We start from the raw sequence: 15,969 nt of genomic DNA, 5'->3' as shown, positions 1-15,969 counted from the left end.
CTCCTCAGGAGTAAATATGTGTATTACTCGGTTGTTATTCGAATTTCTGTCTGTTTTGAATGGAGGAAGGCCGCGAGCGCTGGAAGATGAGATCCGTATGCTCCGTTAAGGCCTGATATCCCGCTGCAAAGTTGCCCGAGCTGATCGAGTCTACCATCCGCTGGTGATAAGACCAGACACGTTCGAGGTAAACCAGATCCGTATAAACATCCAACCCAACCGCCTCGTAAATTTCCCAATAGGCTTCGAGAATGCCCATGACAAAAGGATTGTTCAGGCGGCGAAAGATCATCAAATGGAGTTCACGGTGTTCTGAATGCGGAATTTGAGCGCGTAATCCATGCAGCTTTGCAAAGGCCGATTTCACAAGGCCTTGCAATTTTTCCACATCTTCCGGCGTCAACAACGCGACGGCCTGGTACCAGTATGCAGTCTCGATGTGATTTCGGAAATCAGAAAAAGAGCGGAAGAAATTCTGATCGGTGCGTACGGCGTAGGCCAGGCTGTTTGCGACCGCAGGTGTAAAGGTGTAGGGTAATTTCCGTATTCCGGTTTTAGGCCGGACTTCCACCAACCCGAAAGTTCGGGCGACCTCCAATTGCTCCCGCAAACTGGCGACGCTGATCCCCAATTCCTGGCTTAAATCCGTCAAGGGGGGAATACGATTCCCCTCGGAATTTTCGCATGAGGCCAAATATTTCATGAAATCCGAAATTTTGTCCAGGGAGACTCGATCGTGCACCATAAACCACCAGCCAATTAATCTGATTATTAATACGAAAACATTGTAACGCAACCCAAATTCAATGTCAAGCGCGGATAATCACCCTGAATCCATGTGCTTATTCATACAATTCATCATATGATATTGGTTTTACTCAGGAAAAGAATTGCGGCAATGTGGACAGCGATTGTCCCAGGTGAGTGCCATGCCAGGTGACCAGACTGCCGTCCAGCCGATGGATGTGTCGGTCTTTTACCGCGGGCGCGTCTGGAAATAGCGCCATCATCCTTTGTAGATCGGCCGGCTGAAAGTCATACGGTTCGCTGGGGAGCAGGATAATTTCCGGACCGGCTGCCTGAATATCGGCGGCTGTTACGATCGGATAACGCACATCCCGTTCACCGGTCTCTTCGGCGGCTGCGAATCCCAGGTTGGCTGCCAACGGGTAACGCCGCGTCCGGTCAGAAAACACATTCTCCCCGCCCAGAATGCGAAGCAGATCATTCGAGTAGGTCTCCCGATTGAAGGTCATCCACCACATCGTCCCATCGGGTTCGATATCTTGCCAGATGGGACAAAAATACCGCTTCGTGGGCGTTTCCGCCATTCCAAGCTCGGTCAACTTCAAACTGTCTTCAAGCAGGCGGAGCTGCAATGCGGCGCTTTTACTGCGAAAGGCTCGCGCAAGCGTCCAAAGATCGTCCAGGCTTTCGCGCACAGTCTTCGGAAAGGTGACCCAGACCGGAAGGCCGGACGCAATCATGGATTCCACGATCGCGCGCGAATTTTCCTCTTGGTTGGCGATGATCAGATCGGGACTCAGGGAAAGTACACAACCCAGGTCGACGTTTTTAGGACCGCCCACTCTGGGCAGCCCGGACGTCTTTTCTGCCGGGGAATTGCAATAATCAGTCACTCCGATCACCGATGACCCGAATCCCAGCTCGAACAGGCTTTCGGTCATCGACGGCACCAGGCTCACAACCCGGCGCGGTGACTGTGCAAGGTCGGGGAAATCCAAAATCAATTCCCTTGATCCGGCAAATTTTCCTGTAGAAAATTATAAGCGGCTGCAGCCATCAATGCCGCCGCATTGGGCAGCGCCGCCTCATCGAAATCGAAGCGCGGATGGTGATGGCCGTAGATCAGGCCCTTGACCGGGTTGGCGGACCCGATAAAGAAGAAGCAACTCCGGTGGTCCTGCATCAGGTAAGCCATATCCTCGGAAATCGTGGTGTGATAATCCGTGTCGATCTGAGCGGAAGGCAGGACGTTTTGCGCCAGGGCCTGAAGATGCTCGGTGACCCATGGATCGTTCACCACTGCCGGCGTCAGGTGGTTGATTTCCAATTCGCCGCTGCATTCCATCGCCTGGCATACCAGATCCACCTGCTTCTGCATCCGCTTGAGGATCAGATCGCGGGTGGTTGGATTATAGGTCCGTACGGTACCGGCCAGGACCACCTGGGATGGAATGACGTTGTACGTTTCGCCGCCATTGATCCGGGTGACGCTCAAAACCGCGGACTGCATGGGCGAAACATTGCGGGAAACGATGCTCTGCAGCGCGTTGACCAGCATGGCCGCGGTAACGATCGGATCGCGGGTTATTTCGGGCATGGCGGCGTGCCCACCCTTGCCATTGATTTTGATGGTAAACAGATCCGCGCCGGCCATGACGGCTCCGCTGGTCAGTCCCAACCAGCCCAACGGTTTCGTGTTCCACAAATGCAGGCCCAGGCAATAATCCGGCGTGGGATTGCGCAGAACACCCGCTTCGATGATTCGCTTTGCCCCGCCCAGGGCTTCCTCGGCAGGTTGAAAAACGAACTTGACCGTTCCGGATAATTCATCCTGGTGGGCATGCAATATGCGCGCCACAGTCAAACCGACCGCCACATGGCCGTCGTGACCACACGCGTGCATTACCCCTGGATTTATGGAGGCATATTCCGCGCCGGTCTCTTCCTGGATGGGCAGCGCGTCCATATCGAACCGCAGCAATACCACGGGCCCTGGTTTTTCGCCTTCCAGCAGTGCAACCACGCCGGTTCCACCAATTCCGGTGGATACCTCGAGACCCAAACCGCCCAATTCCCTGGCGACAATTCCGGCGGTGCGCACTTCCTGGAACCCTATTTCAGGATTTCGGTGCAAATCGCGTCGAATTTCACGGCTATACGAAAATAATTCGTTGGCTTCGGCCAGAAAAGAATTGGGCTGTGGGTTCATGGCAAAAATTGGATCCTTTTGAACTTCTCTTCATAGCGGGGATGTTCCGCGGTGCTGTCCGGCGTCCGCCGGTTGCGCTGGCGTTCATCCAGTTTCTGATAATCCGGAATCTGGCTGACATGTTCGTGAAGAGCGCGGATGCGAGTCGACCAGTGTTCGGTCACATCGATCACGGTATTCGGTTGAGCGGTCAATGACAGCCACACTTCCTTTACCGAATGCGGCTTCAAGCCCTCCTGGATCATTTCTGGGTAGTACATCGGGCTGCCTGCCCCCGGGAACGCCGCATCCACAACGATCTGCCCGGCGGTGCGGTGATCCGGATGGTTGATGTTGTGATCGCTCGGAAAATAATTCAACGGATCGCACGTCACCAGAATGTCCGGCCGCACATCGCGAATCACCCGCGTTACCGCTTCCCGCGCCTCAAGGGTCGGGCTCAAACAGCCGTCCCCGAATTCTAGAAATCGCACATCCGTTACGCCCAGCACGGCCGCAGCGGCGCGTTCTTCTTTCTCTCGGCGCTGCCCGAGTTCGACGGGATCGACGCGCGGATCACTGGCGCCTTTATCGCCGCGCGTCAGCAGGCAATAACTTACCCGGTGGCCGAGATGGGTCCACCGGGCAATGGTCGCGCCTAAGAAGAACTCCGGGTCATCCGGGTGCGCCAGGACCACCAGGATCAATTGCGAGCCTTCCCAGCCTTCTAAAAAATCACTCATTCTGCCTTGGGAGCTCCATCCTTGCCGCACGCGCAGCCTTCCCCACCCGGTCCGCTGCATGGATTTTGAGCCTTCTTCTGGAAATTCTCCAGTTCCTCCGCGGGTTGGATTTCAGCTTTGGTGAACTCGCGGTAACCGACTTCGGGAAGCTCGACCAGCACGGCTTCGCGCAGCGGATAGACATCGATCACCTTGCCTTCGCCCTGCGGCGTCACCACCCGTTTATTCTTCTTGGGCAGTTCCTGGCGCGCGGTTACATACTGCTCATACTCATAGATCAAACAGCAGCGTAAACGGCCGCACATCCCCGTGATTTCGGACGGCGTTAGCGAGATACCCTGCTCCTTCGCCATGCGGATCGAAATCGAGCTGAAATCTGTCAGAAATTTGGAACAACACCGGGATTCGAGCCCGCAGGCGCCCATGCCGCCGATAATCTTGGCCACATCCCGCGGGCCGATCTGGCGCAGTTCCACCTGCGTATGGTTATACAGGCGCTGCATATCCTGGCGCAGCGATTTGAGATCCACCTTCTCTTCGCTTTCAGTGCTGAAGAGAATGGATAGCCGCGTCCCATCGAAGCTGTATTCGGAGGCGACGATCTTGACGCCGTCCAGGCGCAATTCGGCGGCGCGCGCCCGGCAGGAGACCATCACCTCGACTTCACGCTGCTGCCAGGTTTGCCGCAGGAGCAAATCGCGCGGGGTCGCCCTGCGATCCACCTGCTTCCAAACCCCGTCCGGTGGAGGGGTTGGATCCGAAACCAAGTGCGCCACCTCGCCCAATTGCCAGCCGCGGCTGGTTTCGACCACAACAACATCCCCCAGCTTGAGATCTTGCAACTGGCTGGCATCGAAATGGTAGATTTTTCCGACTTTCGAAAAACGCACGCCGACGATAAAAGGCTGTGCAGAAGCTTCCATATGATTTAACCTATGATATTGATCGAAACATCTGGCTGGTTCTCGAAGGCGTTGACCGACAGGCGCGCCGCGAGTTGTTCCGCCAGAGATCGCAACGCTTTTGCCGGAGCGGACTGGGGCTGAGAAACGAGGATTGGTTTGCCTTCATCACCGCCCGCGCGCACACCCGGGTCCATGGGAATGGTGCCCAGGAAAGGCACGTTTTCCTTTTTTGAAAGCAGCTCGCCGCCGCCTTTTCCAAAAACCTCCACCCGCGTGCCATCCGGCAATTCCAGATAGCTCATATTCTCAATCACGCCCAGAACAGGCACGTTCAGTTCATTGAACATGGCCAGCCCGCGGGCTGCATCTTCGACTGAGACCATTTGCGGCAGGGTGACAATCACGCCGCCGCTCAGGGGCAGGCTTTGAGCCAGACTTAATTGTGCGTCGCCCGTACCTGGCGGCATGTCGATGATCAGATAGTCCAACTCACCCCAGGCCACATCGCTGAGGAACTGGCGAATGGCCGAGTGAAGCATCGGTCCGCGCCAGATGAGCGGTTTGCCGGGCGGCACCATAAAACCGATCGACATCATCTTGACGCCATAAGTCTCAGCCGGTATCAGCTTTCCGTCGTTGAAGGGAGGCAAATGGTCCACTCCCATCATGGTCGGCACGTTCGGCCCGTAGATATCCGCGTCCAGCAGGCCAACTTTGGCGCCGGATTGAGCCAGCGCGACGGCCAGGTTGACGGCTACGGTGGTTTTCCCGACTCCTCCCTTACCCGAGGCAACCGCGACAGCGTTCTTCACCGGCAGGTTCATCAGGCCGCGCGGCTTGCCATCCGAACGCACATCCGCGTTCATCCGAATTTCGACGTCGCTCACGCCGGCGATCTCGAGAACCGCCTGTCGGGCTTCCTTTTCGATCCGGGTCCGCAGTGGGCAGGCAGGGGTTGTCAGTACTATTTCGAAACTAACCTTTCCACCTTCAATTTTCAAATCCTGAACCATGTTCAGGGTAACTAGATCTTTATGAAGTTCAGGCTCCTCGACTTTACTCAAAGCCGCCATGACAACTTCGGTTGTGACAGGCATGATGCAGTCCTTTCTACCTCTAATTCTACCCGAAGATGAAACAATCGTTAACCTTTGTTCAGATGGTTCTCCACATCGGCGCGATATTGCTGAAAAAGCGCCAACAAATCCTGGTCACTCCCCCGATACCGGCGGATGGTCTGCCGGGCGCACTGCGTGCAGCCGCGCATGGCCCGAAACGAATCGGAGTTACAGGCCACACAGCCGCCTAATTTAACCATCAGCAGCACAAAGGCGGATTGGTCCCGCAGGTCAGCGCCCTCACGGCTGACGTCCTCCACCAGTTGCGACCACAATTCGCCGCGCGTGGTCTTCAGGCTGGGCGCCACGCGCATTGGAAACATCAGTTCGGTATCGGAGTTGTACATAGCAATGTCCTGAGTCAGGGTCTGGGTTTTGCCTTTTCCGCCCGGGCGGCGGCTTCGCGAGCCGCGTTTGCCGGTCGGATGCTTTCATAATAAGACGCGGGTTTCATCAGGTGTTCCTTATTGAAAAGATGAGCCGCGCCCCGTTCGTAACCCGCAAGCTCGAAATCATGATCCATCTTGATGGCGTCGAAAGGACAATATTCAGCGCAAAAACCGCAGTTCATACAGATATCCACGTCGATGGAAAATTCAGCCGGATGTGGGCTGGGTTTACCGGTGGCGGGATCCGTCGCACGGGCGATCCAGATGCACTGCGGCGGGCAAACCTTGGCGCAAATGCCGCAGGCTGTGCAGCGCAAGTTCTTCGCGCCATTTTCCCCCTCGTCATAGACCAGGAACGGCAGTACCCGGAATTCTTCCGGCAGGGGTATTCTTTCCTCCGGATATTGTACCGTGAAAATGCCTTGAGTGTTGGCCTGGGTGCGTTCCTGAATGCCCTCGGCAGTCTCGTAGCGCTTCTTCCCTTCCCTGATATCCACGATGTACGTGTTAATGAAGTGGCCCAGGGTGATGCCAAGACCGCGAATGACCCCAAAACGATTGCTGAAGTTTTTCATGCTTTCCTCCGTGCCTTTTCTAGCGGTCCACTTCACCCAGGGTGATATCGATCGAGCCCAGAATTACGACTGAATCGGCCACTTTCTCGCCCCGGCACATCGGCGCCAGGGAGGTCAGGTTGATGAAAGTTGGCGCCCGGACATGATACCGGGCCGGATTGGGTTTGCCATTCGAGACGACGTAGAAACCCAACTCGCCCTTCGTGCCCTCGATGCGTCCATAGGCTTCGCCGGCCGGAACCCGAACCTGATAGGCTGGTTTTCCCGGCAGGATAGGCCCCTCGGGAATATCCCGCAGCACCTGTTTGATGATGCGGATGCTTTGGCGGATTTCTTCGAGCCGCACCAGGTAGCGGTCGTAGATATCACCATGCATTCCGGTAACCACATCGAATTCCAGGCGGTCGTAGATACTGTAAGGATCGGCACGGCGCACGTCATACGGTACTCCGGATGCGCGTAGAATAGGCCCCGCAGCCGAAAGGGAGATGGCTTGCTCGGCGGTCAGCACGCCCACGCCTTCGCAGCGTGAACGCAGGATTTCATTATTGGTCAGATAGGCATCCAGCCCTTCCAATTTACGCGGCAGACGGTCGTATACCAGGTCATGCACCTTCTTTAACACATGGTCTGACACATCCCGAACCACGCCGCCGAAGCGGAAATAGTTGCACATCATGCGCGAACCGGATACCTCTTCGAAGATGTCCAGGATCAATTCACGCTCTTCGATCGCATAAAGCGAAGGGGTGAAATATGCGCCCAGGTCGTTGAGTAGAAATCCGGTTGCGAAGAAGTGGTTCATGATACGGGTAAGCTCGGCCATCAACACCCGGATGTATTCCGCGCGTTCGGTCACCTGAATGCCCATCAGTTTTTCGACAGCCAGGGCATATCCGAAATTATTCATCATCGAGGTGACATAATCCAGGCGGTCGGTATACGGCATGTTTTGAAGGAAGGTGTTCCGTTCGCCGATCTTTTCGTGATTACGGTGCATATACCCCATCACCGGTTTTAAGTCGACGATCGACTCTCCATCCAGCGAAACCACCATGCGGAACACGCCATGAGTCGAAGGGTGGGCAGGCCCCATATTGACCACCAGTTGGTCGGTTTTGAACTCTTCATTGGATTTTCGAAGCAGACCGGCGTACATCAGGGTGTCCTCGTCCGGAGTCCAATGATCCGGATCGAATCCAACCGGATACTGTACGTTATTATCGAAGGGATTTTCCTTATCGCTGAAAACGGGCTTGCCATCCGGCCAGCGGCTTTTGAACGGCTTGACATCTTCTTCGTAGAAGGGTTCTTTCCAATCCTTGCGAAGCGGATGGCCTGCGAAACCTTCCCACGTCAAAATTCGGCGCAGGTCCGGATGCCCCTCGAAACGCACGCCGAACAAATCCCAGACTTCCCGCTCTTGAAAATCGACGCCCGGGTACAGTCCAACCAAGGATGGGACAATCGCATTATCGCGCGGAACCTGAACTTTATAGACCAACGCGGGCCCGCCGACGATCTTGTAGGCATAATAGATGATTTCCAGAAAGCCTTCTTCGAGGTAATCGGCAGCCGTGACCATCGACAGGTAATCGAAGCCATATTCATCCCGCATGGTGCGTGCGAATTCCAACAGATGTTCTTTGCTCACGATATAACCTGAATAACCGGTTCGCGGGTCGGGTTTGATCCAATCCTCGGGGAAACGGGCTGCCAGGTTTTCGATCGGGTTCAGCATGGTTTCTTCACTCATTTCACGCCTCCTGGGCAGCGGTGTTTGGATCGCCAGTCGGTTCTTCACCGGCGGATTGGGTAGTCTCTCGTTCGGTCGCGGGGCGGGACTTTTCGCGGATGAGGTCGGTCTTGCGCAGGTCGATCAGATCCGGTCCCAATACCGGCACAGGGATCCCATCACCGGATCCCTTTTTATACCAGGATACTTCCTTCATCGATTCGCGTTCGATCTTCTTTTTCAAGGTGATCAAACCGTTGAGAAGTGCGTTCGGGGTCGGCGGGCAGCCCGGGATATAAACATCCACCGGGATGAATTTATCCACGCCGGCGACGACGCTGTAGCCCTCTTTGAACGGTCCACCGCTGGAAGCGCACGCCCCCATCGCGATCACGTAGCGCGGCTCTGCCATCTGGTTATACAAACGCACGATCTGCGGAATCATCTTTTTGGTCACCGTGCCGGAAACCAGCAATACATCACTCTGGCGTGGACTGGGACGCATGACCTCCATGCCGAAACGCGCCGAATCATACCGGCTGGCGGCCATGGCGATCATCTCGATTGCGCAGCAGGCCAACCCGAACATCATTGGCCATACCGAATTCGACCGACTCCAATCGTAGATGCGGTCCAGGGTGGTCAGAGCGACTTGATTCTGCATCTCCGCAGGGATGTGAACCTCTGGTTTGGATAATTCCTCGTTACTCATTGGGCACCTTCTGGGGGAAGTGGATAGGCAATCGATCAAATTAGATCAAATTAACCCTTATTGTACTCGCGGGCTACCAGGTGTCAAGCTGCAATTATGATAATTTTTCTTATCTTAATTCATTTTTCGGGTAAAATCAGCTCATGAACGAGTCGACTCGCGACCGGATTCTGGAAACCATCGCCCATATGCGTTCGGCGTCCGTGGCGGAACTCAGCCAGCAGATGCATACCACGGTTGCCAACATCCGCTATCATCTCGACTCGCTGCTCGCCGATCAGGCCATCGAGGCCATTCCACCGGCCGCGGATCGGGCTCACCCGGGGCGGCCCGCCAAACGCTACCGGTTGAGCGCCAAAGTGAAACCGTCCGACCTTTCCGAACTCTCTTCGGATTTATTGTCCATCCTGATCGACCCGGCTCAGGCAGCGGAGGAACGCAGCGCAGCGCTCGCAAAAATCGCGAGGATGCGCATTGGTGGGGCGATCACCACAGGCGCCCCGGCCCAGCGCCTGAACCAGGCGGTGGACTTTCTCAACCGACATGCCTATCAGGCGCGCTGGGAGGCGCGCCGCGGCGGCCCCGAGGTTCGCCTGGGCAACTGCCCGTATGCCGTCCTTCTTTCAGAACATCCCGAACTATGCCAGATCGACCGGTTGATGCTGCAGGAATTGCTCGGCGCGCGCGTGGCAGTTCAGGATTGTTACCAATCCGGCAAAGGCCTGCCGGCTGTGTGCATTTTTGGTTGCCAGTTTACCCATTCATAATTTATCGGTTTCATTACAGGGATGATCGTGTTCGAAAAACAGAAATTACAACTCAACCGTTACCAGGCAGATGGCATTTTGTTGTTGACGGCGGCCATCTGGGGTGGCGGCTTTGCCGCTCAACGCATCGCCGTTCAGTTCCTGGGCCCAATGATGATCAACGGCATCCGCTTTCTTCTGGCGGCGGCCTTTCTGTTGCCTTTTGCTCATTTTCGGGTGGAAATCTCGAAATCCAACTTGCCCGGAGTCATTCTGGCCGGTGCTTTCCTCGCCATAGCCTCCAACCTGCAGCAGCTTGGCCTGCGCTACACCTCGGCCGGAAACGGCGGCTTCATCACTGGCCTGTATGTCATTCTGGTGCCTTTCTTCTTATGGGTTTTCTGGCAGGAACGCGTCGGCTGGCATACCTTCCTGGCCGCCGGGATCGCCGTGATCGGCATGCTGTTCATCAATACCGGCGGCGCGTTGCGATTTTCGAGCGGCGACCTTTACGAACTGGCCGGCGCCGTTTTCTGGGCGCTGCATGTCATCCTCATCGGCATCATGGTTCGTAAAATGAATGTGCTCTCATTTTCCATCGGCCAATTTGCAATCTGTGGTATAGTGAATCTACTGTCTGGCTTTCTCTTCGAACCTTTCCAGATCTCGAACGTGTGGCAGGCGGGTTGGGCTTTATTGTACGCCGGGATCATTTCCGGAGGGATTGGTTATACCCTTCAGGCAATCGGTCAAAGGCATTCTCCTGCCAGTGACGCCGCGCTGATCCTGAGCATGGAGTCCGTTTTCGCCGCGCTTTTCGGCTATATTTTCCTGCAGGAAAACACCACTTCCGTTCAATTGATCGGTTATGGTTTGATATTCGCCGCGATCGTCATCGCTCAAATTTTAAAACCGGTTCCCGCGGACCAGCCCAGGGTCAGCGATTCACCCCATCGGATTGATCAAGGATTACCGTGAAAAATTGGTGGCGAAATCCAGCCATTCGAATTAGCCTCCTCTACCTGCTGATCTCCATCCTCTGGATTCTCTTTTCGGATCAGTTGGTTGGAATGCTGGTTTCGGACCCGCAGCAGATCATTCGCCTGTCCACGGTTAAAGGCTGGATGTTTGTCATCGTTACGGCCGGATTATTATTTGCGCTATTGAGGCGTGAATTTTCCATCCACCAGCAGCATGAACGTGAAATGGAGGCCATCGCCAGGCTTTCAACGGCCACCCGGCTGGCTCTGTCGCTGGAAGAACTGCTGCCCGCCATTCTGGATGAAATCATTCACTTCACCAGTGCCAATACAGCCTGCGTCATGTTAAGCGATGAAGACCAGGGCAATTTCAAGGTGGCAATTTCCAGGGGCGGGGCAGGCGATTATACGGGCCTGCATGTTCCCCTCCAATCCGTTTCAGGCGCCGTCCTGGAATCGGGCAAATCCTATCTGAACAATCACGCCGCCGACGATCCAATCCTATTTCGGCCCAAAATCCTGGGCGAACTTAAAGCTGTGGCGATTGCGCCGTTGTTCACCCCCAACCACAAACTCGGCGTCCTGGTCATGATCAAGAATGCGGATATCGAGGCCTCCGAATTCAACCTGTTGAATGCCCTGGCGGATATCACCGCCAGCGCCATCCACCGCATGATTCTCTTCGGCCAATCCCAGCAGCGCGTACAGCAGCTTTCCACGCTGCGTTCGATCGACCTGGCCATCACATCCAGCCTCGACCTCACCGCCACGCTCAACATCCTGGTCGACGAAGTCCTCAAACTGAAGGGGATTGCCGCGACCAGTGTGCTCATGCCCATCAAACAAACCGGACTGCTTCACTTTCGGGCTGGCAAGGGCTTTTCATCCGATCAAATCCGCCAGACGGTTCTATCCGTCAACGATTTCAAGGTCAACAATCCATTCCCTTCGCGCTTCACATTGACCATCCCCGACCTCCAAAACACTCCGACCTCGCCGCGTTACAACCTGGCCGTCGCCGAAGGTTTTTCGATCTATCACGCCGTACCCCTGGTCTCGAAAGATCAGATGAAGGGTGTTCTGGAGGTCTTCCAGCGCGATTCGGATCCCATGAGCCAGGAAATGCTCGATTTTCTCGAAGCGCTGGCCACCCAGGCCGCCATCGCGGTGGACGTGGCCACGTTGATCGACGATTTGCAGTCCAGCAACCAGGAGCTGACCGCGGCCTACGATTCCACCATCGAGGGCTGGTCGCGTGCGCTGGACTTGCGCGACAAGGAAACCGAAGGCCATACCCAGCGCGTGACCGAGATGGCGCTGCACCTGGCACGCATGATGGGAATGAGCGAAGAGGATCTCGTCCATGTCTACCGCGGCTCGCTGCTGCACGACATCGGCAAAATGGGCATTCCCGACAGCATCCTGCTGAAACCGGCGCCGCTTTCGCCGGAAGAAGCCGAATTGATGAAGATGCACCCGGTCTACGCCTACCACCTGCTCAAGCCAATCCGTTTCCTGCACCCGGCCCTGGATATCCCCTACTGCCACCACGAACGTTGGGACGGCACGGGTTACCCGCGCGGACTGAAGGGCGAACACATCCCGCTGGCGGCGCGCATCTTTGCCGTGGTGGACGTGTGGGACGCGCTGATCTCCGACCGCCCGTATTCGCCGCGCTGGCCCAAGGAAGAAGCCCTGAAGCACATTCAGGAGAACGCCGGCAGTTATTTCGACCCGGAAGTGGTCAGCACATTCGCCCGCATGCTCGAATAACACCCCAAGGAACCTGCATGGAAGACCGAATTAAAGATTACACCGGAAAAGAGATCGTCGTTCATTTCAGCCCGCAGCGCTGCACCCACGTCGGCGAATGCACGGCCCGCCTGGCGCGGGTTTTCGACACCTCGCGCCGCCCCTGGGTCAAACCCGACGCGGCCAGCGCGCAGGAAATCGCCGAGGTCGTCCTGCGCTGCCCGACCGGCGCGCTGCACTTTACCCGCCTGGACGGGGGTGAACCCGAATCGGTCCCGGATCACAACGAGATCGTCCTGGCCGCCGACGGGCCGTTGTACCTGTCGGGGGATATCGAATTGATCGCCCCGGACGGTTCGACCTACCTGAAGGATACCCGCATCGCCTTATGCCGCTGCGGCGCGTCGAAATGCAAACCGCTGTGCGACGAATCGCACACCGCCATCCAGTTCAGCGAGGAAGGCAAGCTGTGCGACCCCGAGATCTTCCTGGTGCCGCTTTCCACGGCTTCCTCAGGCCAGGGTTTGAAGGTGCGCTTCTACCCGAACGATTCCTACCTGATCGAGGGTCCCTTCACGCTACGCAGCGCGGACGGTTCGCAGGTCGAACGCGGCGAGAGCGGTTCGCTGTGCCGGTGCGGAAAATCGTCAGCAAAGCCGTTTTGCGATGGGAGCCATTTGCATTAATGGCAAAAGAGGTTGATCTCGCCGGTAAAAAAAGATTGAGAATTATTACCTTTCATATTTCATTACTCCGGGTATATATAATTTATTACTATAATTGCACACCTGTGTACCAAACCAGGTTGAAACCGTATTCTTCCAGGTTTGAAATGCAGTATCGTCCGGTTCACAAAGATTTGTCTCCGAAAAATAGAATACTTCTAAATGATTAAGGTTCGTAAAACTTGAAGGGATTGGGCCAACTAATGGGTTCGATGCTATGCCAAGCCCCGAAAGTGAAATTAAATTTCCAATTTCAGGTGGGAGACTTCCGGTCAACTGATTGGCTGCTATAAAAAGGTTTTGAAGCGCTGATAAATCACCCAATTCTGGAGGAATACTGCCGCTTAATTTGTTTTGCGATAGACTGAGGTCAATTAATGAACTCAACCTTGACAATCCAGCAGGGATTGAACCACTCAATTGATTGTTCGACAAATAGAGAATTCTTAATGTGGAAATATTTCCAAGTTCCTCAGGAATGGCGCCTGTCAATGAATTATTGGCAAGGTAGAGTTCTTCCAGCACCGGAAAATTGCCAAATTGTGGAGGAATTTCACCCGATAAATAGTCTGTTGATAAATCCAGTTGCCTAAGTGACACCATATTTGCCATTTGAGGTGGAATCGCACCCTCCAGACCGATAAAAGAAAGATCCAGGTATTCGAGGGATGTCATATTCCCGATCTGCTCAGGAATGACCCCACCCATATCTCTGTTGAAAGAAAAATTTATCTTTTTAAGTTGCGTCAAATTTACAAGTTCCAGTGGAAATGAACCTGTCAGGCCATTTTGTTGAAGTATGATCTGACTGACATATTTTAAAGACGCTGGATTTTCAGGCGCACCACAAGTAACACCATACCAACTGCAAGGCGTTGTGTTCTGCAACCAACCTGTTTTGTACATCCAGTTATTTCCACCGGTACTGGTATAAAAATCCACCAACGCCTGACATTCGGCAATCGATATTTGATTCTGGATCGAGCAATCATACGTTGTCTGTGGGTATGATATTTCTTGAGCCGCCACTGGCTGCGCTGAAACATTGAGTACAATCCCGAGGATGGCTCCAATGGACAGGATTCGATGAAACAGTTTTTTCATTATTCCCTCTTTAGTAGATAGTTGATTTACTGTGCGTTAATTATTTGGAATAACGATAAAGGTGTATCAATAATTTGTCACGTTTGTCTTCTGTTTTAAGATTCGATGGAATGCAATAATTATCCATCGAGCCTTCGGTCTCCATTCCCTTACAGTCACCAATGGACCTTATCGATTTTATTCCATCTTTTCTCTATTTCAAGAATTTTTCTGTGATCAATTTCGTGTTCGTGCAAAATGTCGATGTGACAGAGCAAAAATTGTTGAGAATTTGAAAAGCATCGAAGAAACGAAAGGAAAATGAATTTACAAGGATCATAAAAGAACCACAGAGCCACCAAAATTCTCCATCTGAGATCACTTTCTTCTTCATAAAGCAGTCTCTGTGGACTAGTATGATGAAAATGATGAGTGATACCATACAATGGGACCCGGCAGGCCGATCGGGTATAGGTCATAAGAGGCCGTCACAGAGCAGGGTCGCCGGGTCCGTCGTGTATGTTGCCCGAACAGTTGTGGGGTCCAAGAGACCGTATTCTGCTAGAACGGGCACATCCATTATACAAACAGACGAGGGCAGAATGGAGCAGCAAATCTCAGTAAGTGTGGTCGGGATTGATGTTTCAAAGAACCGGCTGGATGTCTCAATCGCGGGCCAGGATTGGGCAGAAAGCAACGATATCATCGGGATCGAGGCCTTCATTGATAAGCTGAAACCTCTAGCGCCTGGATTGATCGTAGTGGAAGCCACGGGAGGACTGGAACGAGCGGTGGTCTCGTTATTATCCCTGGACGGCTTTCGGGTGGCGGTGGTCAATCCTCGCCGAGTCCGCGAATTTGCCCGCTCGATTGGCCTGCTGGCCAAGACCGACAAAGTCGATGCACGCTTACTGGTTCGGTTTGGAGAAGCCATCCAGCCCGAGCCGACCCGCTTACCCAGTGAAGAAGAACAGCAGCTCACAGCATTGATGACCCGACGTCGCCAGGTGATTGAAATGCTAACCATGGAGAAAAACCACCTGTGCAGCGCCCATCCGAGCATGCAGACCAGCATCCAGAAGATCATGCAAGCCCTGCAGCAGGAGTTGGTTGAGCTCAACCATCAGATTGATGACTTGATTGGGCATACGCCTGACTTTCAGGAAAAGAATGACATTCTTCGTTCCGCGCCTGGGGTGGGCCAAGTTACGGCTGCCATTCTGCTCTCAGATCTGCCTGAGTTGGGAGCCCTGGGCCGCAAGGAGATTGCTGGCTTGGTCGGCGTAGCTCCCTATAACAATGACAGTGGCCGTCATCGGGGGAAGCGTCGGATCAAAGGCGGACGGCCTTGTGTCCGCACGGTTCTGTACATGGCTACCCTGAGTGCCACGAAATATAACCCTATCATTCATTCTTTCTATCATCACCTCCTGGCCATGGGAAAGGAGAAAAAAGTGGCGTTGGTCGCCTGTATGCGGAAGTTCTTGGTGATCCTTAACGCTATGGTTCGTGATCGGCGTCCCTGGCAGCCTTTTCCCTCAGTTTTAGCCTGATTTTCTTTCTTGACATTC

Annotated in this window: 16 protein-coding genes and 1 pseudogene; 5 read left to right on the top strand and 12 right to left on the bottom strand. The window is 54.4% G+C overall.

The annotated features are described in order from the left end of the window. Positions 1–34 precede the first annotated feature (34 nt). The 11 genes and pseudogenes from LARV_RS11780 to LARV_RS11735 all read right to left on the bottom strand — a co-directional run bounded on the left by LARV_RS11780 (position 35) and on the right by LARV_RS11735 (position 9,112). Positions 35–652, bottom strand: a complete 618-nt coding sequence (locus LARV_RS11780) for a FadR/GntR family transcriptional regulator (protein ID WP_172797856.1) — start codon at positions 650–652, stop codon at positions 35–37. 226 nt (positions 653–878) lie between these two features. After that, positions 879–1,745: a helical backbone metal receptor gene (locus LARV_RS11775; RefSeq protein WP_152031781.1), complete on the bottom strand. Its 867-nt coding sequence runs from the start codon at positions 1,743–1,745 to the stop codon at positions 879–881. A gap of 2 nt (positions 1,746–1,747) precedes the next feature. Continuing rightward, positions 1,748–2,956, bottom strand: coding sequence for a M20 metallopeptidase family protein (locus LARV_RS11770; protein WP_075073815.1), 1,209 nt, complete (start codon positions 2,954–2,956; stop codon positions 1,748–1,750). Then, positions 2,953–3,678, bottom strand: coding sequence for a PIG-L deacetylase family protein (locus LARV_RS11765; protein WP_075073814.1), 726 nt, complete (start codon positions 3,676–3,678; stop codon positions 2,953–2,955). The genes LARV_RS11770 and LARV_RS11765 overlap by 4 nt, the downstream gene beginning before the upstream one ends. After that, a complete protein-coding gene (locus LARV_RS11760; protein ID WP_075073813.1) occupies positions 3,675–4,601 on the bottom strand; it encodes a PSP1 domain-containing protein in 927 nt (308 codons plus the stop codon). The genes LARV_RS11765 and LARV_RS11760 overlap by 4 nt, the downstream gene beginning before the upstream one ends. A 5-nt stretch (positions 4,602–4,606) precedes the next feature. Further along, positions 4,607–5,680: an Mrp/NBP35 family ATP-binding protein gene (locus LARV_RS11755; protein ID WP_075073812.1), complete on the bottom strand. Its 1,074-nt coding sequence runs from the start codon at positions 5,678–5,680 to the stop codon at positions 4,607–4,609. A 47-nt stretch (positions 5,681–5,727) separates the two neighbouring features. Further along, on the bottom strand, positions 5,728–6,048 hold the full coding sequence (locus tag LARV_RS11750; protein ID WP_075073811.1) for a hypothetical protein: 321 nt from the start codon (positions 6,046–6,048) through the stop codon (positions 5,728–5,730). A 14-nt stretch (positions 6,049–6,062) separates the two neighbouring features. Further along, positions 6,063–6,665 carry a 4Fe-4S binding protein gene (locus LARV_RS11745; protein ID WP_075073810.1) on the bottom strand — a complete coding sequence of 201 codons (603 nt, stop codon included), beginning with the start codon at positions 6,663–6,665 and terminating at the stop codon, positions 6,063–6,065. A gap of 19 nt (positions 6,666–6,684) precedes the next feature. Continuing rightward, the gene (locus LARV_RS11740) at positions 6,685–7,824 is read right to left on the bottom strand and encodes an NADH-quinone oxidoreductase subunit D (protein WP_407936371.1); all 1,140 of its coding nucleotides are present in this window, start codon (positions 7,822–7,824) and stop codon (positions 6,685–6,687) included. Between the two features lie 213 nt (positions 7,825–8,037). Next, positions 8,038–8,283, bottom strand: a pseudogene (locus LARV_RS20955) (NADH-quinone oxidoreductase subunit C); the annotation flags it as partial. A gap of 139 nt (positions 8,284–8,422) precedes the next feature. Beyond that, positions 8,423–9,112: an NADH-quinone oxidoreductase subunit B gene (locus LARV_RS11735; RefSeq protein WP_083522520.1), complete on the bottom strand. Its 690-nt coding sequence runs from the start codon at positions 9,110–9,112 to the stop codon at positions 8,423–8,425. A 143-nt stretch (positions 9,113–9,255) separates the two neighbouring features. On the opposite strand from LARV_RS11735, the gene LARV_RS11730 reads away from it, so the two are divergent. From LARV_RS11730 to LARV_RS11715, 4 genes are read left to right on the top strand one after another with little or no spacing between them, the layout of a single operon-like run. Next, positions 9,256–9,879, top strand: a complete 624-nt coding sequence (locus tag LARV_RS11730; protein ID WP_075073808.1) for a helix-turn-helix transcriptional regulator — start codon at positions 9,256–9,258, stop codon at positions 9,877–9,879. A 27-nt stretch (positions 9,880–9,906) separates the two neighbouring features. Beyond that, entirely contained in the window at positions 9,907–10,836 is a 930-nt protein-coding gene (locus LARV_RS11725; protein ID WP_236709962.1) for a DMT family transporter, read from the top strand. Further along, on the top strand, positions 10,833–12,611 hold the full coding sequence (locus tag LARV_RS11720) for an HD domain-containing phosphohydrolase (protein WP_075073806.1): 1,779 nt from the start codon (positions 10,833–10,835) through the stop codon (positions 12,609–12,611). The genes LARV_RS11725 and LARV_RS11720 overlap by 4 nt, the downstream gene beginning before the upstream one ends. Positions 12,612–12,628: 17 nt before the next feature. Next, a complete protein-coding gene (locus tag LARV_RS11715; RefSeq protein ID WP_075073805.1) occupies positions 12,629–13,276 on the top strand; it encodes a CDGSH iron-sulfur domain-containing protein in 648 nt (215 codons plus the stop codon). 45 nt (positions 13,277–13,321) lie between these two features. Here LARV_RS11715 and LARV_RS11710 read toward each other — a convergent pair whose 3' ends face one another. After that, positions 13,322–14,419: a leucine-rich repeat domain-containing protein gene (locus tag LARV_RS11710; protein ID WP_075073804.1), complete on the bottom strand. Its 1,098-nt coding sequence runs from the start codon at positions 14,417–14,419 to the stop codon at positions 13,322–13,324. Positions 14,420–15,000: 581 nt separating this feature from the next. Between LARV_RS11710 and LARV_RS11705 the strand changes: the two genes are divergently transcribed. Next, positions 15,001–15,951: an IS110 family RNA-guided transposase gene (locus tag LARV_RS11705; RefSeq protein WP_075071883.1), complete on the top strand. Its 951-nt coding sequence runs from the start codon at positions 15,001–15,003 to the stop codon at positions 15,949–15,951. Positions 15,952–15,969: the final 18 nt, after the last annotated feature.

Origin of the sequence: Longilinea arvoryzae, from assembly GCF_001050235.1 — a bacterium.
Taxonomy (GTDB): domain Bacteria; phylum Chloroflexota; class Anaerolineae; order Anaerolineales; family Anaerolineaceae; genus Longilinea; species Longilinea arvoryzae.
The sequence above is the reverse complement of the archived record's forward strand: the minus strand, read 5'-3'. Positions and strand labels throughout refer to the sequence as shown.